Here is a 21,766-nt window from a genome sequence, read left to right on the forward strand (position 1 = left end):
ATAAATTCCTTACTAGATGTCTTCAACAGCTGAAAACCAAAGAGTTAATTTTGCTTCGATAAAGAATCAGTTCCCGTATCCGGACTTTCTCGAAGTTCAATTGAAGTCGTTCCAAGACTTTCTTCAACTTGACACTCCTCCTGAAAAGAGAAAGAAGGAGGGATTGTATAAGGTATTTGCCGAGAATTTCCCGATTGCGGATACCCGTAACAATTTTGTGTTGGAGTTCTTAGATTACTATATAGATCCGCCTCGTTACTGTATCGATGAGTGTATCGCTCGCGGGTTAACCTATAGCGTGCCTTTAAAAGCGAAGTTAAAACTGTACTGTACGGACCCGGATCATGAGGACTTCGATACGGTGATCCAAGATGTATACTTGGGTCCGATCCCGTATATGACGGACAGAGGTACTTTCGTGATCAACGGTGCCGAGCGTGTTGTCGTGTCTCAGCTGCACCGTTCTCCGGGCGTATTCTTCGGACAAAGCACGCACGCAAACGGAACGAAGTTGTACTCCGCACGTATTATCCCGTTCAAGGGGTCATGGATCGAGTTCGCTACGGACATCAACAATGTGATGTACGCTTACATCGACCGTAAAAAGAAATTGCCTGTAACTACTCTTTTGAGAGCTATTGGTTTTGAAAGCGATAGAGATATTCTTGAAATCTTCAACCTTGCGGAAGAGGTGAAGGTAACGAAAGCAAACCTGAAGAAGTTTATCGGACGTAAGCTGGCCGCTCGTGTTTTGAAGACTTGGGTGGAGGATTTCGTAGATGAGGATACCGGTGAGGTGGTTTCTATTGAACGTAACGATGTAATCATCGACCGTGAGTCTGTATTGGATAGTGACAATATCGAGGCTATCTTGGATTCAGGCACGCAAAATATTTTGTTGCATCGTGAGGACCAGAATCTGTCCGACTATGCTATCATATATAATACGCTCCAGAAAGACCCGAGTAACTCCGAGAAGGAAGCTGTGTTGTATATCTACAGACAGTTGAGAAATGCGGAACCGGCTGATGAGGCTAGCGCACGCGAGGTTATCACGAACCTGTTCTTCTCAGAGAAACGTTATGATCTGGGTGAGGTGGGACGTTACAGGATCAACAAGAAGTTAGGCCTTACTACAAGCGCTGATGTTAAGGTTTTGACTAAAGAAGATATTATCGAGATCATCAAGTACCTGATCGAGTTGATCAACTCGAAGGCTATCGTGGATGATATCGACCACTTAAGCAACCGTCGTGTACGTACGGTTGGCGAGCAATTGTATAACCAGTTCGGTATTGGTTTGGCTCGTATGTCACGTACAGTTCGTGAACGTATGAACGTTCGCGATAATGAGGTGTTTACTCCGATTGATTTGATCAACGCGAAGACGATTTCTTCCGTGGTTAACTCTTTCTTCGGAACGAATGCCTTGTCTCAGTTCATGGACCAGACGAACCCGTTGGCGGAGATCACGCACAAGCGTCGTTTATCAGCCCTAGGTCCGGGAGGTTTGTCTAGAGAGCGTGCCGGATTCGAGGTTCGTGACGTTCACTATACGCACTATGGTCGTCTTTGTCCGATTGAGACCCCGGAAGGTCCGAACATTGGTTTGATCTCTTCTTTATGTGTATACGCTAAGATCAACGATCTAGGTTTCATCTCGACTCCGTACCGTAAGGTGGCAGATGGAAAGGTCGACTTCTCTGAGGAAGGCTTGCAATACTACACGGCGGAGGAAGAGGAAGAGTTGACAATCGCTCAAGGTAACGCTCCATTGGATGATAACGGTAAGTTTATCCGCGATAAGGTGAAGGCTCGTTTCGAGGCTGACTTCCCTGTTGTCCCTCCTTCTGAGATTGACTTGATGGACGTGGCTCCGCAGCAGATAGCTTCTATCGCGGCTTCACTGATCCCGTTCTTGGAACATGATGACGCTAACCGTGCGTTGATGGGATCTAACATGATGCGTCAGGCGGTTCCTTTGTTGCGTACGGACGCTCCGATCGTTGGTACCGGTATCGAGGCGCAGGTTGCTCGTGACTCTCGTACTCAGATTATGGCTGAGCGTGAGGGCGAGGTTGTGTTCGTTGATGCTACTTGTATCAAGATTAAATATGACCGCACGGAGGACGAGGAATTCGTTAGCTTCGAGGATGCGGTTAAGACATATAATATCCCGAAATGGCGTAAGACCAACCAAAGTACGACAGTCGATTTGAAACCGACCTGTCATCGCGGACAACGTGTGAAAGCCGGCGATATCCTTACCGAGGGTTACTCAACCCAGAAAGGCGAGCTTGCTTTGGGACGTAACGTGAAGGTGGCTTACATGCCTTGGAAGGGTTATAACTATGAGGATGCTATCGTGTTGAACGAGCGTATGGTTCGTGAGGACTTCTTTACGTCTGTCCACGTTGACGAATACATCCTTGAGGTACGTGAGACGAAGCGTGGTATGGAGGAATTGACTTCCGATATCCCTAACGTCAGCGAAGAGGCTACCAAGGATTTGGATGAGAGAGGTATCGTTCGTGTAGGTGCTCGCATCGAGCCGGGTGATATCTTGATCGGTAAGATCACTCCGAAAGGTGAGTCTGATCCATCTCCGGAGGAAAAGTTGTTGCGTGCTATCTTCGGTGATAAGGCGGGTGATGTGAAGGATGCTTCCTTGAAGGCTACTCCGTCTTTGCGCGGTGTGGTTATCGAGACCGCTTTGTTCTCGAAGGCTGTCAAGAAACGTAAATCCAGATTGACTGATAAGGCGATCTTGCCGAAGTTGGACGAGGAATACGAAGAAAAGATGGCTAGCTTGAAGACTTTGTTAGTTGATAAGTTGTTAGTGCTTACAAACGGCAAGGTTTCTCAAGGTGTTAAAGACTATATGAATACGGAGATTATCGCTAAGGGTGCTAAGTTTACCCGCAAATCTCTGGAAGAATTGGATTATAACTCCATCCAAGTAAGCAAGTGGACGGCAGACGCTCAGAAGAATGAGTTGATCAAACAGGTTATCTTGAATTATTTGAAGAAGTACAAGGAGCTTGACGCTGAGTTGAGACGTAAGAAGTTCGACTTGACGATCGGTGATGAGCTGCCGACAGGTATCGTACAGATGGCTAAGGTTTATATCGCCAAGAAACGTAAGATTCAGGTAGGTGATAAGATGGCCGGTCGCCACGGAAACAAGGGTATCGTATCAAAGATCGTTCGTCAGGAGGATATGCCGTTCTTGGAAGACGGTACTCCGGTGGATATCTGCTTGAACCCGCTGGGTGTGCCTTCTCGTATGAACTTGGGACAGATTTTCGAGGCCGTGTTGGGTTGGGCCGGACGTGAGTTGGACGTTAAGTTCGCTACTCCGATCTTCGATGGCGCGACTTTGGATGATTTGAATGAATGGACAGACAAGGCTGGTATTCCTCGCTACGGTAAGTCTTACTTGTATGATGGTGGTACTGGTGAGCGTTTCGACCAACCTGCTACGGTGGGTGTGACTTACTTCTTGAAGTTGGGCCACATGGTTGACGATAAGATGCATGCCCGTTCAATCGGTCCGTACTCTTTGATTACGCAACAGCCGTTAGGTGGTAAGGCACAGTTCGGTGGTCAGCGTTTCGGAGAGATGGAGGTTTGGGCACTGGAAGCCTTCGGTGCCGCTCATGTTCTTCAGGAAATTCTTACGATTAAGTCTGATGACGTTGTAGGACGTTCGAAGGCTTATGAGGCGATCGTGAAGGGTGATCCGATGCCACAGCCGGGTATCCCTGAATCTCTGAATGTATTATTGCACGAGTTGAGAGGACTTGGTTTGAGTTTCACTCTGGATTAATTCAATAACAATAAAGAAGTAGGTGGGCTACGGCCCGTCCTACTTTATCTATTGATAACTCTTTATAAATAAATAATATGGCCTTTAGAAAAGAAAACAAGATAAAGAGTAACTTTTCAAAAATAACCATCGGTCTGGCATCCCCTGAGGAGATCCTAGAGAACTCCAGCGGTGAGGTTTTGAAACCGGAAACAATTAACTATCGTACGTATAAGCCTGAGCGTGACGGTTTGTTCTGTGAGCGTATCTTTGGTCCGATCAAGGACTATGAGTGCCATTGCGGTAAGTACAAGCGTATCCGTTACAAAGGTATTGTCTGCGATCGTTGTGGAGTGGAAGTTACGGAAAAGAAAGTTCGTCGTGAACGTATGGGACACATTCATTTGGTGGTTCCTGTTGCCCATATTTGGTATTTCCGTTCTTTGCCTAATAAAATCGGTTACTTGCTAGGTCTTCCTACCAAGAAACTGGATTCCATCATCTATTACGAACGCTACGTCGTGATCCAGCCGGGTTGCGTAGACACGGTCGGTGAGTTAGACCTATTATCTGAGGAGGAATATCTGGATATTTTGGATAGCCTTCCAAGAGAAAATCAATTGCTAGAGGATACGGATCCGAATAAGTTCATCGCTAAGATCGGCGCTGAGGCTGTTTATGATCTGTTGGCTCGCTTGGACTTGGATTCTCTTTCTTATGAGTTGCGTCACCGTGCGAACACGGACACATCTCAACAGAGAAAGAACGAGGCCTTGAAACGCCTTCAGGTGGTTGAGTCTTTTCGTGCGTCCAGAGGTCGTAACAAACCGGAATGGATGATCATGAAGGTGATCCCGGTGATCCCTCCTGAACTGCGTCCGTTGGTTCCGTTGGACGGTGGCCGTTTCGCTACTTCTGACTTGAATGATTTATATCGTCGTGTTATTATCCGTAATAACCGTTTGAAACGATTGATCGATATTAAGGCTCCGGAAGTGATCTTACGTAATGAGAAACGTATGCTTCAGGAGGCCGTGGACTCTTTGTTTGACAACTCTCGTAAATCGAGCGCTGTTAAGACAGACGCCAATCGTCCGTTGAAGTCCTTGTCCGACAGTTTGAAAGGTAAACAAGGTCGTTTCCGTCAGAACTTGTTGGGTAAGCGTGTTGACTACTCCGCTCGTTCGGTTATTGTCGTAGGTCCGGAATTAAAGATGCACGAGTGCGGTTTGCCGAAGAATATGGCTGCCGAGCTTTATAAGCCTTTCGTTATCCGTAAATTGATCGAACGCGGTATCGTGAAGACGGTGAAATCTGCCAAGAAGATCGTTGACCGTAAGGAACCGGTTGTTTGGGATATTTTGGAGTACGTAATGAAAGGTCACCCGGTATTATTGAACCGTGCCCCGACATTGCACCGTTTGGGTATCCAAGCGTTCCAGCCGAAATTGATCGAGGGTAAGGCTATCCAGTTGCACCCGTTGGCATGTACGGCATTCAACGCCGACTTCGACGGTGACCAGATGGCTGTTCACTTGCCGTTAGGTAATGAGGCTGTTTTGGAAGCTCAAATGTTGATGTTGGCTTCACACAATATCTTGAACCCTGCGAATGGTGCTCCTATTACCGTACCTTCTCAGGATATGGTGCTTGGTTTGTATTATATTACCAAGTTGCGCAAGGGTACACAAGGCGAAGGTTTGACTTTCTATGGTCCGGAAGAGGCTACGATCGCTTACAATGAGAAGAAGTTGGATATCCATGCTCCGATCCATGTTTACGTGGAGGATTTGGATGCGAACGGTAACTTGGTGAAGACGATGGTAGAGACTTCTGTAGGTCGTTTGATGGTAAATGAGTTTGTTCCGAAAGAGATTGGTTATGTAAACGAGGTGTTGGGTAAGAAGTCTCTTCGCGACATCATCGGTCGGGTAATCAAGGCTTGTGGCGTAGCTCGTACCGCTCAGTTCTTGGATGATATCAAGAACTTGGGTTACTATATGGCATTTAAGGGTGGTCTGTCTTTCAACTTGGCCGATGTGCTTATTCCTGCTGAAAAAGATGCGTTGGTTCAGAAGGGATATGAGGAGGTTGAGCAGATCATGGCTAACTATAATATGGGTTTCATTACCAACAACGAGCGTTATAACCAGATCATTGATACTTGGACACACGTTAATAGTAACTTGTCTAATATCTTGATTAAGCAATTAACGGCGGATAACGATGGATTCAACTCAATCTACATGATGATGGATTCCGGTGCCCGTGGTTCTAAGGAGCAGATTCGTCAGTTGTCCGGTATGCGTGGTTTGATGGCGAAACCGCAGAAGAGTGGTGCAGAAGGTGGTCAGATTATCGAGAACCCGATCCTTTCTAACTTTAAGGAAGGTTTGTCCGTGTTGGAGTACTTTATCTCTACTCACGGTGCTCGTAAAGGTTTGGCTGATACCGCTTTGAAGACTGCCGACGCCGGTTACTTGACTCGTCGTTTGGTTGACGTCTCTCACGACGTGATCGTAAACGAGGAAGACTGTGGTACATTGCGTGGCTTGGTTTGTACGGAATTGAAGAATAACGAGGAGGTGATCGCTTCCTTGTATGAGAGAATCTTAGGTCGTGTATCTGTTCACGATGTGATCCATCCGATTACGGGCGAGGTTATCGTTCGTTCCGGTGAGGAAATCCGTGAGGATGCCGCTAAGGCAATCCAAGACTCTCCGATCGAGAGCGTCGAGATTCGTTCCGTATTGACTTGTGAGTCTAAGAAGGGTGTCTGCGCTAAGTGCTATGGACGTAACTTGGCTACGAACCGCATGGTTCAGAAGGGTGAGGTTGTCGGTGTAATCGCCGCGCAGTCTATCGGTGAGCCGGGTACACAGTTGACGTTGCGTACATTCCACGTCGGTGGTATCGCATCCAACATCGCAACAGAGAATAGTATTACATCTAAATATGATGGTATTTTAGAGATCGACGAGCTTCGTGCTGTTGAGGCGGTAGACGAGGTGAGCGGAAAGAAACATTTGGTAGTAGTAAGCCGTTTGGCTGAAATGCGCATTGTTGATCCGAACACGAAGATCGTGTTGTTGACTCATAATATACCTTATGGTTCTAAGTTGTTCTTCAACAACGGTGACTCAATTAAGAAGGGTGACGTGATCATCGAGTGGGACCCGTTCAATGCCGTAATCGTATCAGAGGTTTCCGGTAAGATCGAGTTCGAGAGTTTGGTAGAGAACGTAACTTACAAGGTTGAGAGTGATGAGACTACCGGTTTGAAGGAGAAGATCATCATCGAGTCTAAGGATAAGACGAAGGCTCCGGCCGCTCATATCGTGGATGAGAATGGTAATTACTTGAAGAACTACTCTTTGCCGTTGGGCGCTCACGTCGTGAAAGACAATGGTGATGTAGTGAAAGCTGGTGAGGTTTTGGTTAAGATCCCTCGTGCCGTAGGTAAGGCCGGTGATATCACCGGTGGTCTTCCTCGTGTAACCGAGTTGTTCGAGGCTCGTAACCCGTCTAACCCTGCTGTCGTATCTGAGATCGACGGAGAGGTAGGATTCGGTAAGATCAAACGTGGTAACCGTGAGATCACTGTAACGTCTAAGTTGGGTGAGGTTAAGAAATATATGGTTCCTCTGTCTAAACAATTATTGGTTCAGGAGAACGACTATATCCGTGCGGGTATGCCGCTATCAGACGGTGCTACCACTCCTTCGGATATCTTGGCGATCAAAGGTCCGACGGCTGTACAGGAATATATCGTGAATGAGGTTCAGGATGTATACCGTCTACAGGGTGTGAAGATCAACGATAAGCACTTCGAGGTTATCGTTCGTCAGATGATGCGTAAGGTAGAGGTGGTTGATCCGGGAGATACTCGCTTCTTGGAGCAGCAGATTGTTGATAAGTTGGAGGTAATGGACGAGAACGATCGTATCTGGGGCAAGAAAGTTGTTACCGATCCGGGAGATTCTCAGACATTGCAGGCCGGACAGATCGTGACTGCGCGTAAGTTGAGAGATGAGAATAGTATGTTGAAACGCCGTGACCTTAAGTTGGTCGAGGTACGTGACGCTATTCCGGCTACAGCCAACCAGATTCTTCAAGGTATCACACGTGCCGCTTTGCAGACGAACAGCTTTATGTCCGCCGCATCTTTCCAAGAGACGACGAAAGTATTGAACGAGGCTGCTATCAACGGAAAGGTAGACCGTTTGGAAGGTTTGAAAGAGAACGTTATCTGTGGTCACTTGATTCCTGCCGGTACCGGTCAGCGTGAGTTTGATAAGCTGATCGTAGGCGCAAAGGATGAGTTCGATCGTATCTTCGCTAATCGCAAGAACGTGGTTGATTTCAATGCCATGGACAAAGATGATGAAGAATAGGAACGTTTAATAAACTATAAAGAAAGGCCGGCAGAGCAATCTGTCGGCCTTTTTTGTTCTTCCTTATTTGCTTAATAAATGGATAAACTTTATTTTTGCGAGGTAACAAAGACCATAGATAAATACTGAGACATATAAGAAACATATAATAATCAATATCATGAAGAGAATTTTACTTTGTTTAATGGTGGCTTTATTTGCCACTGGCTGCTTATTCGCTAAAAACAACGATGAGAAAATGAATGTAATGTCTTATAACATCCGTTACGATAATTCGGGTGATAAGGATAATCAATGGAAATTCAGAAGAGATTTCGCTGCTGATTTAGTGAAATTCCATGAGGCGGATGTGTTCGGTGCGCAAGAGGTCTTGAATAATCAGCTGAATGATTTGCTTGATCGTTTACCGGAATACGCTTATGTGGGTGTTGGTCGTGAGGATGGCAAGACGAAAGGGGAGTACGCTCCGATTTTCTATCGTAAGGATCGTTTCTCCGTTGAGAAAAGCGGTAATTTCTGGTTAGCCGAAGATATAAATGCCGTTGGTAAGAAAGGTTGGGACGCCGCATGCGAGCGTGTAGCTACTTGGGCGATCTTGAAAGATAAGAATACGGGAAAGAAATTCTTCTTCTTGAATACGCACTTGGATCATATGGGGAAAGTGGCTCGTCATGAAGGAGCTTCTTTGGTGCTGGAGCAAGCGAAGAAATTATCCGAGAATTTGCCTATAATCGTGACTGGCGATTTCAATGCCGTGCCTTCTGATGAGCCGATACAAGTATTGACTAATCCGAGTGATCCTCGTCATTTGACTCATTCCCGCACGATCGCAGGGTTTACTTACGGCCCGGAATGGACATTCCATGATTTTGGAAAGATCCCTTACGACAAGCGTGAATGGATCGATTATATCTTCGTGAAAGGGAATATCAAGGTATTGCGTCATGGTGTATTGACTGAAACGTTGAATAATCTGTTCCCATCCGACCATTGCCCGGTAATCAGTACGTTGATACTCGAATAAAAAAGCTTTGTGTGTATGGGGAAAGTAGACGTATTGAAGGAAACTACCCCGCTTTCATCAGAAGATTGCTTCTTGGTCATGCAACGCCCGAAATCGGGGTTTAATTTTCCGTTACATGTACACATGGAGTTTGAGTTGAACTATCTGGAGAATGCCGCTGGTGCTATCCGGATAGTTGGCGATTCGGTCGAGGAAATCGATGATCTGGATTTGGTGTTGATCGCGGGAGGAACGAAGCATGCTTACTCGAACCATAAGTGTCCGTGTAATGGGATCTTTGAGATAACGATACAATTTCATAAATCGTTATTTGATAGCTTGATCAATAGACGGCATTTCAAGACCATGAAGGATATGTTTGATAACGCTTCCAGTGGTCTTGTTTTCAGCCGGGAAATGATACTTGGCATTCAAGATAAATTAAGAATGTTGTCGAACGATAACAAGCCGGATTCTTTCAAGAACCTGTTGCGTTTGGTCGAGATTCTTAAGATTCTATCTTTGGATAAAGCAGCCCGTCGGTTGAATGCCGTGAACACGGTAAAGAACTATAATAATAACGATACCGATCGTTTAGATAGTATCATGTTATATTTACACGAAAATTATCAAAAACGTATCACCTTGTCGGAAGTGGCTAAGTTAACAAATATGAGCGATGCCTCATTGATGCGTTTCTTGAAGAAGTGGACGGGAAAGACATTTATCGATAACTTGAACGAGATCCGGGTAGCCGAGGCGGTATGCCGTTTGACCGATACAAGTGACAGTATTTCTGAAATATGTTACAGGTGCGGTTTTAATAATCTATCGAATTTCAACCGGGTATTCAAACGGCGTAGGGGGAGTACCCCTACAGAGTACAGGGAGAAATATTCCCGTTCGAGGTTTATAATTTAAAACATGATTTAAAGCATGTTTACATTGATTTGTGTCAAGTGTTGATGATATAGTATTATTTATTGCACATATAGTATTTGGTGGTCTTTGCTAAAGCCCTTACTTTTGTAAAGTTCAAGTGAAAGAGATTAGCACTTAGACAAAACAAACCTTAACTAAAACGCCAAAACCAATTATATCAAACACAAAAGGTATTTTTACATTGGTCTAAAGAATTGAGAATTAAAAACACAACTAGAAAACGACTGCCTGAGAAGGTAGTCGTTTTTGCATTTATAGTCTTCAACCCCTTTGTAACCCGGAATAAATATGTATATTTGTCTTCGCAATTTTTAATCACCATAAATTTAAAAGAAGAAAGTATGGAAAACAACAAACCTGCCAATAACGAGATTCAGATCGAGTTATCTGAAGAGATGGCACAAGGAACTTACGCCAATTTGGCTATTATATCTCATTCAAGCTCTGAATTTATCCTAGATTTCATCCGGGTGGTTCCGGGAGCTCCTAAGGCACAAGTAAAAAGCCGCGTAATCTTAACTCCGGATAACGCTCAACGTTTGTTATTCGCTTTGCAAGACAATATCAAGAAATTTGGGGAGCAACTTCAAGCAGGAAATAATAATAACAAAACAGCTAATTTTGAGGACTTCGCAGGTCCGACAGGAGAGGCTTAATAGATTTGTTTTCAGCCATAGAAAGAGTACTTTTCTACAAGAGTAGGGGAGTACTCTTTTATTGTTGGGATGGCTCGTTTACATTGAAAAACCTTGATGCCTATTCTTAGATGCTTACAATGGGCATTCTAAGGTGTTAAGAATGCCTGTTATAAACACCTAAGAATGCCCATCGTAAAGAATACCCTATCTCTCTATCCTAAAGATTAGATAATCCCATCAATATTTTTTTCAATACGGTTTGTGCGGAGATCTCACGGTTTGCCGCCTCGGGGATTACGATACTTTGCGGGCTCTCTATCACATCATCGGAAACGATCATATTGCGGCGAACCGGCAAGCAATGCATGAAATAAGCGTTATTCGTAAGCGCCATTTTCTCTGCGTCTACGGTCCAGCTACGATCAGTGCTGATTACTTGTCCGTAATTCGGATCTTTATAAGCGGACCAGTTCTTTGCGTAAATGAAATCCGCTCCTTCAAAAGCCTTCTTCTGATCGTATTCCACTTTAGCGTTGCCTACGAATCTAGGATCAAGCTCATAACCTTCCGGATGAGTGATAACAAACTCATAATCTGTAGCGTTCATCCATTCGGCAAAGCTGTTTGGAACGGCTTGCGGCAATGATTTCGGATGAGGAGCCCAAGTCATGACTACCTTCGGACGAGCTGTTTTCTTATATTCCTCTATCGTGATCAAGTCGGCGAAACTTTGCAACGGATGGCGTGTCGCCGCTTCCATGCTAAATACCGGCCGGCCGGAATGCTCGATGAACTGACTCAATATCTTTTCGTTATAATCATCTTCTTTATTCTCAAAGCGTGCGAAAGAACGGACCCCGATCACATCGCAGTAACAGCCCATTACAGGAACAGCTTCCAGCAAATGCTCCGGTTTATCACCATCCATGATAACACCTCGCTCTGTTTCCAGCTTCCATGCACCTTGGTTAACGTCCAAAACGATCGTGTTCATACCCAAGTTCATGGCGGCCTTTTGGGTGCTTAAGCGGGTACGTAGGCTTGAGTTGAAAAATATCATCAACAACGTCTTGTTTTTTCCCAGTTCACTAAACTGGAAACGATCTTTCTTGATCTCGAAAGCTTCATTAAGCGCTTGTTTCAAGTCACCTAAATCCTGTACGCAAGTGAAATGTCTCATATCTGTTACAATAATATTTTGTTAAAGGCAAAGATAATGACTACTTGTCAATTATCCTTTAGAAAGACCAAGGAATTGTTTAAGAGATCGTATCCGGAGGTGTTATGGGTAGTTTGAAACTGAAGGTAGAACCTTTCCCTTCCTCCGAGTTCACCCAAATGGCACCTCCCATGGCGGTGACCAGACCTTTACAGATTGAAAGTCCCAATCCGGTACCCGGTTCAAATTCGTTCAATTGTAAGAATCGCTCGAAGATGTGCCCTAGTTTGTCCTTCGGGATGCCGTTGCCTGTATCGGACACGTAAAATTGCACGCTGACCGGATACAACGATTGGTATCCGAAATGAATTTCTCCTTTCTCCGTATATCGGAGGGCGTTAGAAAGTAGTTTTTTCAAGATAAGCATAAGCTTATGTTTATCCGTGTGAAGAGATACGTTTGGAGAATCATCCAAGATTAACCGTACGTTTTCGGATATGCGGGGAGAGGCGTATTCGTATACATCGTGCATGATAGCGAGCGGATTTACATCCTCATATGACCAATTGATCGTATTGGACTCGATTCTGGACATCTCGAGTGTGTCATTGATTAATTCGAGCAAAGCCGTGTTATTTTCTTTAATCATGGAAATATACTGTTCACGCATTTCCGGATCATCTTCCAGTCCTAACATATCGGAGAAGCCGACGATGGCATTTAGCGGAGTCCGGATCTCGTGCGTCATATTTGCCAGAAACGTAGATTTCAATAGGGAAAGATCCTTGGATTTCTGATGATCCGCGATAGCTAGCTCGTCGTTTTCCTTTTCGATAATGCTACCTATAATGACATGTGGGGTGCCGCTTTCATCAATATCCATGCTTTTACCCGATATTTCATACATCTTATAAGTCCCGTCTTGATTCCTCAGGTGGAAGGTGACGTTGTGAGACGATAATTTCTCGTCCCGGATTTTATTGAACAGATAGAAGAAATCCAAACTATCCTCGGGCTTACGTACGGATGATAAAGCCCTGCATATAAACCTGTTTTTATCTAATAGAGTATTGGTCGTGCCGTAGAATTGAAAACAGCGGTTACAATGCTTTTTGTCGCAAGTGGAGAAACGGTCGAAGCTGAATGAGTAAGCGGCTAATTTACCGTCTTCCAACGCTTGCCGCATCAATATCCGGCTCTCGTTCAATTGTCCCATCAATAGTTTATTTTCCCTGTCAGTTTCTTTTTCTCCCTGCTGCGTAAGCCAAAGCGTATACCCGCTAAGCCCCTGTTCATCGGTATAGATGGGTTCTACTTTAAACGTGACGGGCTCTTCGCATATAATTGCGTCACCTTTTCTTAAAGATGACTTCAAGGAATCGGTTAGTACGATGTTATTAAATAGATGTTCTATAATAAAGTCATGCTTATCTGCCAAGGAAAAATGAGCGAACATCGCCTTATTCAAGTCTATCAGATTTCCTTCCGTATCATAGATAGCCCCTCCTAAAGGACAGGAATAGAATGTATTTGAAACTAAAGTATTGAAAATATTTGAATCTATTACTGTTGACATTATTCGTTTAGATTTAAGTGTTGTTCTAGAAGAAAGAGACAGGCGAGTTCCTATATTCTCGTCTGCCCGTCTCCTTCTATGATGTATTTATAAGTCGTTAATTCAGGAAGCGCCATCGGTCCCCGGGCATGTAGCTTTTGGGTACTGATTCCGATCTCCGCCCCGAATCCGAATTGGGCCCCATCAGTAAAGGCGGTAGATACATTTGCGTATACGCAAGCGGCATCTACCAATTGCTGGAAGCGCCGGATAGTTTCCGGATCTTCGCTGATTATGCTTTCGCTATGTTTTGAACTGTACCGGGCGATATGTGATAGAGCCTCGTCTAAAGAGGATACGGTACGGATACTCATTTTGTAATCGAGGAACTCGGTACCGAAACTGTTTTCGTTAGCCTGTTGTAAAAGCGTCTCCGGATAATGTTCGGATAGAGCGGCATAAGCCGGTTCGTCCGCATAAATGATTACGTTGCTGTCCGGAAGCTTTCCACAGATATACGGAAGATCAGATAGACGTTCTCGGTGGATGATTAAGCAATCCAAGGCATTACATACGCTGACCCTCCGTGTCTTTGCGTTATTTACGATCTCACGTCCCTTGCCTTTATCTCCGGAGCGATCAAAATAGGTATGACAGATACCAGCGCCAGTCTCGATCACCGGAACTTTTGCGTGTTCCCGGACGAAGTGAATCAAGGAACTGCTTCCACGAGGAATGATTAAGTCAACCAAGCCGACCGCTCCCAGTAATTCCGCCGTAGCCTCTCGATCCGGAGGTAGTAAAGTGCATACCGCCGGATTTATACCCTGACGCTCTAATACAGAATGGATGATGCGTACCAAGGCTCGGTTAGAGAAGTCCGCATCCGATCCACCCTTTAGCACGCAAACATTACCGCTTCGGAAACATAAGGAAAAAACATCGAAGGTAACATTCGGACGAGCCTCATAGATCACACCGATCACCCCGAAAGGCACGGTTACTTTTCGGATAACCATTCCGTTCGGGCGGGTAGTCTCGCTCAAGACCTTATTTAATGGAGAAGGTAATGTCGATACATTCTCCATATCGGCGGCGATACCTTGTAGCCTTTCCTCTGTCAATTTCAGCCGGTCGTATTTCGGGTTCGCTGGGTCCATACGTTCCAGATCTTGGCGATTCGCGGCGAGTACCTCCTCCGTATGAGTCCGTAGAACCTGCGCTGTCTCCTTTAAGATCCCGATAATCGTTTGATCCGATAGCGTTATCAATTGTTTAGCCGCATCCGATGCCTGTCGCAGCATATCTTTTACATTCATACTTTTTAATCCAAATATAGATAATCATAATGTATAAGCGGTTTTAAATCCCGTTGCCCTATTTGCTTACGTGCTTCCTCGCTGTCATAGGCGGTACAGCCTACGCCGATTTGCACGCCTTCCTCATTCATTATCTTTACGATATCATCTTTTTCGAAATCACCCTCGATGCGGGTTACTCCAACCAATAATACGCTAGTCGCTTTCGGGGCGGTCAATGCCTCCTCGGCTCCTTTATTGATATGTATTTCCCCTTTGGCGAAACCCTCGGAGTGGGCGATCCATTTCTTTACGCTGCTGACGGGTTTCGAGGCCGGAATGAAACGGGTGCAGACCGTGTCGCTATCCACCGCCAATAACATCGGAAGGATATTATCCTTTTTGCCGTTGGCGATGATAACCGCAATACCTTCGTCTGCCACTTTTTGGGCGATATGACATTTCGTCAACATACCTCCCCGTCCAAAGGATGATTTGCTAGTCTGTACATATTCCGACAAATCTGTTTTCCCACATTCGATTTCCCGGATCACGGAACTATCCGGGTCCGACGGATTTCCATTGTAAATCCCGTCTATATTACTAAGAATCACCAAGGCATCCATTCCCATCATCGTAGCGATCAAGCCGGATAACTCATCATTATCCGTGAACATCAGCTCGGTTACGGATATCGTATCATTCTCATTCACGATGGGGATCACCTTGTTTTCAAGCATTACCTCCATGCAATGCTTCTGGTTTAGGTAATGCGTACGACTCCCGAAATTCTCTTTTGTAGTAAGCACTTGCCCGCAAGTCATGCCATGCTCCCGGAATAACTCGTAATACCGGTTGATCAACTTGGCCTGTCCTACCGCCGAATACAGTTGCCGGGCTGATACGGGATCCAGCTTTTTGCCGGCCTTTATCTCGCTTCGTCCGGAAGCCACGGCACCGGAGGAGATCAAGACGATCTCCATACCTTGCCGATGCAAGTCCGCTACTTGGTCAACCAACGCGGACATGCGGGTGATATCTAGCGTCCCATCCTTGCGGGTCAGGACATTACTTCCTATTTTTACAGCGATCCTTTTCAAGAAAGTTATGATTTATTATTTATTATCTTTATCCCGGATCTCTACCCGTCGGATCTTTCCGCTGATTGTTTTCGGCAGTTCGTCCACGAATTCGACAACACGGGGATATTTGTAAGGAGCGGTGACACGTTTCACGTGATTTTGCAATTCTTTGATCAAGGCATCACCCGCTTTATCCTTATAATCCTTCGCCAATACGATCGTGGCCTTTACTACCTGTCCGCGGATCTCGTCGGGGACACCGGTGATAGCACATTCCACTACCGCCGGGTGGGTCATCAAGGCACTTTCCACCTCGAACGGCCCGATACGATAGCCGGAACTCTTGATCACGTCGTCCGCGCGGCCAACGAACCATAAGTAACCATCCTCGTCACGCCAAGCCACGTCTCCCGTGTAATACAGGCCATCGTGCCAAGCTTCCCGGGTACGTTCTGCGTCCCGGTAATATTCCTTGAATAACCCGATAGGCTTGCCATTTGTTGTGTGGATCACGATCTGTCCTTGCTCGCCATCCTCCGCACGGCTTCCGTCCGGACGCAATAAATCGACATCGTACTGCGGGTTGGGAACACCCATAGAGCCCGGTTTCGGCTCCATCCACGGGAAAGTGGCGACTGTCAGAGTAGTCTCTGTCTGGCCGAAGCCTTCCATCAATTTAATGCCGGTCAGTTTATAGAACATATCGAATACGGCAGGATTCAAAGCCTCGCCGGCGATCGTACAATATTGTAAGGATGATAAATCGTATTTAGTCATATCCTCACGAATTAAGAAACGGAAGATCGTAGGAGGAGCGCAAAGCGAGGTGATCCGGTAATCCTGTATCATCTGCAACATATCAGCAGGCGTGAATTTCTCGTGGTCGTAAACAAATACGGTCGCTCCGGCGATCCATTGCCCATATAGCTTACCCCAAACCGCCTTGCCCCAGCCCGTATCCGCTATCGTCAGATGAAGGCTGTCTTTATGCAAGTTGTGCCAGAAACTACCGGTCACGATATGCCCCAGCGGATACGTAAAGTCGTGGGCAACCATTTTCGGGTTTCCAGTCGTACCGGAGGTGAAATACATCAAAGAGATATCGTCATTGCTATTTGGGTGAGAGGGGCGGACGAAAGGAGCGGCGTTTTGGATACCCTGTTGGAAATCCTCGAAACCTTCCGGTATTTCCGGCCCTACGGATACGACTCTTTTTACGGTCGGTGAGTCCGGCAAAGCCTCTATGATATGTTTCGTTATCACTTCCTCTCCGGCGCAAACGATCATCTTGATATCGGCGGCATTCGCACGATAAACGATATCTTTCTTGGTCAGTAAGTGTGTAGCCGGTATCACGACAGCCCCTAATTTATGCAATGCGATGATAGAAAACCAGAACTCATAACGGCGTTTGAGTATCAGCATCACCATATCGCCATGTCCGATCCCCAAGGATTGGAAATAAGAAGCCGTCTGGTCCGTATACCGTTTCAAGTCGGCAAACGTAAAATCAATATGCTCTCCATGATCGTTTGTCCAACATAACGCTTTCTTATCAGGTTCTTCCTCCGCCCAAGCGTCTACCACATCATATCCGAAGTTGAAGTTCTCCGGAACCTTGATCTTGAAGTTTTTAATAAAATCTTCTTGCGACTCAAACGTCGTTTTATCTATAAATCTTTCTAACATGCTGTTGATCGTTTATAAAATGACGGCCAAGAAACTGACCTTTTCCCCATCCAGCGCTTTCATACCGTGAGGAAGCTCTGAGTTAAAATAAATACTATCACCTTCTTCTAAGATAAGATCTTTATTGTTGATCTGTAGTAACAGACGTCCTTTTAATACCATATTGTATTCTTGCCCCGGATGGGAATTGAGATACATCGGCTCATCCTCTGGTTTGGGATGTACGGTTACCAAGAAGGGGTCCGCTTTACGTCCGACGAAACCGGCGGCCAATGATTGGTACTTATAGGCTTTCGTACGCTCTACGGCAACACCTTTTCCGTTACGAGTAATAAAGTACGTACTCATTTTAGGCTCGTCGCCAAACATCAACGTGGTTAATTCTACGCCATAAGCCTGTGAGATCTGGTGCAATACGCTAACGGAAATATCAACCGTGCCGCTTTCCAGCAGCAAATATTGCTCAGTCGTGAGGTTGCAGACCTTTGCCATTTCTTCCGGCGTAATCTCCAGTGCGTCCCGTAATCCGGCCAGACGCTCCGCGATTTGTTGTATCTGTTCGTTCATTTTGCTGAAGTTATTGTATTATGTCGCTCCAAAGATAGGAATAAAAAGCAAAAAGAAGGTGAAAGCCCTTGTTTTCTTTTCTAATTAACAGGTATGGCTTGTTTTTAATACAAATGACGCAGATAATACGGATAAGAATAGTAAATCCGTGTCATCTGCGTCTGAAAAATAAGCATCTAATACTTATTCAGCATTTTTCTTTAGCCATTCTAACCGGCGCTGATCCGGGAGGTGTTTTACCTTGAAATGCTCGAATGTCACATTAAATCCTTTCCCGTCGGGACAAGCGGCCATAAACCCGACTTGTACGGGGATATTGTCTTGTAGCCAAGCGTTACGCATAAGGGTGTATTCCTTATCATCGAATGAGTAGAAGATCTCCACGGCGTCCAATCTCCGGACTGCTTTTATCCATACATAAGGGATCGCTTTGTCTAAGGTGATAACGCTCCAGTCGGAGGTCTTATGCGTAACGACCGCGCTTAGGTTGTATTTACCATCCACGAACTCTATACCGGCTTTTATATAATTTTCATGATTGATACGAAGCATCAGGCCGGCTTGGTCAAAACGCTGCTTGTAATCGCCGGTTATCTTGACTTTCACTTCGAATTCACCCCCATAAGTAGCATAATAAAAAGGAGCGTCATCTACCGTAAACCCGTAATGGGAAATCCTCCAATAGTCACTTTGGGGAGTGACCTGCATGGAAAGCGACTTGTCTTTAATCTCCCATTGCTCCGGCTCGTTGAACCATTGCATCTTATCCAATGATTGCGCCCCGCAAAATTGCAAAGAGGCGACAATAACAAAACTCAGTAACACTAATTTTCTCATTTTACTTCTTATTTCTTATTTCTTATTTCGATTCTTTCTATTCCCGTAAGAGGTTAATGTTATTAACCTTACCTCTGGCAAAGGTAACGTGTTATTATAGATTGCGCAATGATTCTGAGATTTTATCTAGGAAGGAAAAGTAAGGGTTAATGTGTTTTTGTCTATTCGTATTTGATAACCTCGACCGGACAGCTTTCGGCAGCCTCTTTAATACCCGCCTCGAAATCATCGAAATTAACTCCTTCGTTTACACGTGAGCGATCTGTAACTGTGAATACTTCCGGGCAAATGCCCTCGCATGTACCGCAAGCGATGCAATCCTCCTCAATCCAAACTCTTTTAATTGCCATAATTTTATTCCTTTAAGATGATTAATATGTTAATGTAACAAACAACTTTCGCGGATTGTTTTCGGGAGAGGCCTTTTAGATCATTGTATAGACCGTGGAATGAGCTTATCTTTGGTTGATATATATTAACGTTTATACGCCACTGTTTTAAAATAAATTTGCTACGTTTACAGCAGAAAGTTTCATTGAATAACCATTTAAAAAATCTGAAGTATTATGGATAATGCTATTTTTAGATTTCCTAAACCCATTAATGAGCCGGTAAAAGCGTATGCTCCCGGATCAAGTGAAAAAGCATCCTTAAAGAAAGCGTTAGCGCAGATAAGTTCCGAGGAATGGGATATTCCTCTGGTAATTGGCGGAAAAGAGATCCGTACGGGTAATACCGGTAAGGTCGTTATGCCTCATGATCATCATCATGTATTGGCTACTTATCATAAGGCGGGCGAGAAAGAAGTACAAATGGCTATCGACGCCGCCATGAAAGCGCATAAGGAATGGTCAGAACTTCCATGGGTGGAACGTGCGTCTATTATGCTTCGTGTAGCTGAGTTGTTGGCTACGAAATATCGTTATATCCTGAACGCTTCGGTTATGTTGGGACAGAGCAAGAATCCGTTCCAAGCGGAGATCGACGCTCCCTGCGAATTGATCGATTTCTTGCGTTTCAGTACCTTCTACGCTAGTCAAGTATATGCCGATCAACCCTATTCCGAGACGGGTATATTGAATCGTATGGAATACCGAGCCTTGGAAGGTTTCGTGTTCTCGCTCACGCCGTTTAACTTTACGTCGATCGCTTCCAACCTGAATATGGCTCCGGCTATGATGGGTAACGTGGCGGTATGGAAACCGTCTACTACGGCGATCCATTCGAACTATTTCTTGATGAAGGTTTTCCAAGAGGCCGGTTTGCCCGATGGCGTAGTGAATTTCATCCCGGGACAGGGTAGCGTGATCGGTAAGGTGATTACGGGTAGCCGTGATTTGGCGGGATTCCATTTTACGGGCTCTACCTCTACGTTCAATACCTTGTGGCGTCAGATCGGAGAGAACTTGGGGCATTATAAATCTTATCCAAAAATCGTAGGCGAGACAGGTGGCAAGAACTTTATCTTCGCTCATCCTTCCGCTCCGGCGTTGGATGTGGCTACCGCTATCGTACGCGGTGCGTTCGAGTATCAAGGGCAGAAGTGCTCGGCGGGTTCTCGGGCCTATATCCCGGCTTCTCTCTGGAAAGAGGTGAAAGATTATGTGGGCGATATGCTGAAAGAGATCAAGATGGGTGACGTGCAGGATTTCACGAACTTTGTCAATGCCGTGATCGATGAGGCTTCGTTCGATAACATCATGAGTTATATCGATTATGCGAAACAGTCTCCGGACGCGGAGGTTCTTTTTGGTGGTAACGGGGACAAATCGGTTGGTTATTTCGTGGAGCCAACGGTTATCCAGACCACGGACCCGATGTTCAAGAGCATGGTAGAGGAAATCTTCGGGCCGGTGATTACGATCTACGTATATGACGACGCTAAATATGAGGAGACTTTGGAACTTTGTGATCGAACTTCTCCGTACGGATTGACGGGTTCTATTTTCGCCCGTGATCGCTATGCGATTGATAAGGCATTCAATACCTTGCGCTATTCGGCCGGTAATTTCTATATCAATGATAAACCGACCGGCGCCGTGATCGCCCAGCAACCGTTCGGCGGTTCCCGTGCGTCTGGAACGAATGACAAGGCCGGTGGCCCGTTGAACTTGATTCGTTGGACGAATCCTCGTTGTATCAAGGAATGCTTGGTTCCTCCGACGAGCTACGGGTATCCGTTCTTAGGTGAGAAATAATTGTCATAATTAAGAAATACCAACTGATTGTGGGGGAGACGGGGCGTGCCCCGTCTCTACGCTATGACGTTACCTTTATCTACATACAATATGTTAGACTTTAACAATACCGAGATCGCTTTCTCGTCGAAGTCGCGGGGAGAACTACAAAATGCTTACTGGCTTTTTAATACGATAAAATATCCTTGGTTGGTAAAATGCGCTAAAGTAGCCACGAGTATAGCCTTGAAAATACATTTCCCGCTGGCTTGGGCGGTGAAGCCTACCTTATATAAACAGTTCGTTGGGGGAGAAACTTTACAAGACTGTTCCGCTGCCATCAACCACTTGATGAAATACAACGTGAAATCGACGCTCGATTATTCGGCGGAGAGCGAGCAGACCCCGGAGGGCATACAGGCGACTTTCGAGGAAACCTTGCGCTCGATAGATTTTGCGAAAGGAAATACGAATCTGGCCTATGCCGTATTCAAGGCTCACCCGATAAATCAGGGGGAAAATTCTTTAATTCTATAGAAAATTTGCACCTTTGTACCATGAACAATCAAGGACTATTAGCATTGGCACAGTTGATTCTGCCATCAGAGATACTTTCA

The 21,766-nt window shown here is 45.4% G+C and carries 14 protein-coding genes and 1 pseudogene; 7 read left to right on the plus strand and 8 right to left on the minus strand.

What is annotated here, in order from left to right:
- The first annotated feature begins 16 nt into the window (after positions 1–16).
- From rpoB to NBH16_RS08630, 5 genes are all read left to right on the plus strand, one after another.
- Positions 17–3,829, plus strand: coding sequence for a DNA-directed RNA polymerase subunit beta (gene rpoB, locus NBH16_RS08610; protein ID WP_005854221.1), 3,813 nt, complete (start codon positions 17–19; stop codon positions 3,827–3,829).
- Between the two features lie 77 nt (positions 3,830–3,906).
- The gene (rpoC, locus tag NBH16_RS08615) at positions 3,907–8,202 is read left to right on the plus strand and encodes a DNA-directed RNA polymerase subunit beta' (RefSeq protein WP_005867246.1); all 4,296 of its coding nucleotides are present in this window, start codon (positions 3,907–3,909) and stop codon (positions 8,200–8,202) included.
- Between the two features lie 160 nt (positions 8,203–8,362).
- Entirely contained in the window at positions 8,363–9,226 is an 864-nt protein-coding gene (locus NBH16_RS08620) for an endonuclease/exonuclease/phosphatase family protein (RefSeq protein WP_005867247.1), read from the plus strand.
- A 15-nt stretch (positions 9,227–9,241) separates the two neighbouring features.
- Positions 9,242–10,126 carry an AraC family transcriptional regulator gene (locus NBH16_RS08625; protein ID WP_005854224.1) on the plus strand — a complete coding sequence of 295 codons (885 nt, stop codon included), beginning with the start codon at positions 9,242–9,244 and terminating at the stop codon, positions 10,124–10,126.
- 362 nt (positions 10,127–10,488) lie between these two features.
- Positions 10,489–10,803: a DUF3467 domain-containing protein gene (locus NBH16_RS08630; RefSeq protein ID WP_005854225.1), complete on the plus strand. Its 315-nt coding sequence runs from the start codon at positions 10,489–10,491 to the stop codon at positions 10,801–10,803.
- Positions 10,804–11,002: 199 nt separating this feature from the next.
- Here the strand turns inward: NBH16_RS08630 and NBH16_RS08635 are convergent, their stop codons facing one another.
- The 8 genes from NBH16_RS08635 to NBH16_RS08670 form a co-directional block, all read right to left on the minus strand.
- Positions 11,003–11,965, minus strand: coding sequence for an N-acetylornithine carbamoyltransferase (locus tag NBH16_RS08635; protein ID WP_005854226.1), 963 nt, complete (start codon positions 11,963–11,965; stop codon positions 11,003–11,005).
- A 79-nt stretch (positions 11,966–12,044) separates the two neighbouring features.
- A complete protein-coding gene (locus NBH16_RS08640) occupies positions 12,045–13,520 on the minus strand; it encodes a sensor histidine kinase (RefSeq protein WP_057319337.1) in 1,476 nt (491 codons plus the stop codon).
- Positions 13,521–13,570: 50 nt separating this feature from the next.
- Positions 13,571–14,818, minus strand: coding sequence for a glutamate-5-semialdehyde dehydrogenase (locus tag NBH16_RS08645; protein WP_005867252.1), 1,248 nt, complete (start codon positions 14,816–14,818; stop codon positions 13,571–13,573).
- Between the two features lie 5 nt (positions 14,819–14,823).
- On the minus strand, positions 14,824–15,897 hold the full coding sequence (gene proB / locus NBH16_RS08650) for a glutamate 5-kinase (protein ID WP_005854230.1): 1,074 nt from the start codon (positions 15,895–15,897) through the stop codon (positions 14,824–14,826).
- A gap of 15 nt (positions 15,898–15,912) precedes the next feature.
- Entirely contained in the window at positions 15,913–17,568 is a 1,656-nt protein-coding gene (locus NBH16_RS08655; protein WP_195473697.1) for an AMP-binding protein, read from the minus strand.
- 12 nt (positions 17,569–17,580) lie between these two features.
- Complete coding sequence (locus tag NBH16_RS08660; protein ID WP_005854235.1) at positions 17,581–18,135, minus strand: helix-turn-helix domain-containing protein; 555 nt, start codon at positions 18,133–18,135, stop codon at positions 17,581–17,583.
- A 183-nt stretch (positions 18,136–18,318) separates the two neighbouring features.
- Positions 18,319–18,972: a DUF1349 domain-containing protein gene (locus tag NBH16_RS08665; protein ID WP_005854236.1), complete on the minus strand. Its 654-nt coding sequence runs from the start codon at positions 18,970–18,972 to the stop codon at positions 18,319–18,321.
- A gap of 161 nt (positions 18,973–19,133) precedes the next feature.
- A complete protein-coding gene (locus NBH16_RS08670; RefSeq protein ID WP_005854237.1) occupies positions 19,134–19,322 on the minus strand; it encodes a ferredoxin in 189 nt (62 codons plus the stop codon).
- Between the two features lie 216 nt (positions 19,323–19,538).
- On the opposite strand from NBH16_RS08670, the gene pruA reads away from it, so the two are divergent.
- Positions 19,539–21,170, plus strand: coding sequence for an L-glutamate gamma-semialdehyde dehydrogenase (pruA, locus tag NBH16_RS08675; protein ID WP_005854238.1), 1,632 nt, complete (start codon positions 19,539–19,541; stop codon positions 21,168–21,170).
- A 90-nt stretch (positions 21,171–21,260) separates the two neighbouring features.
- Positions 21,261–21,668, plus strand: a pseudogene (locus NBH16_RS08680) (proline dehydrogenase family protein); the annotation flags it as partial.
- Positions 21,669–21,766 lie beyond the last annotated feature (98 nt).

It is taken from the genome of Parabacteroides sp. Y3-G-102 (assembly GCF_023656845.1).
Classification (GTDB): domain Bacteria; phylum Bacteroidota; class Bacteroidia; order Bacteroidales; family Tannerellaceae; genus Parabacteroides; species Parabacteroides distasonis.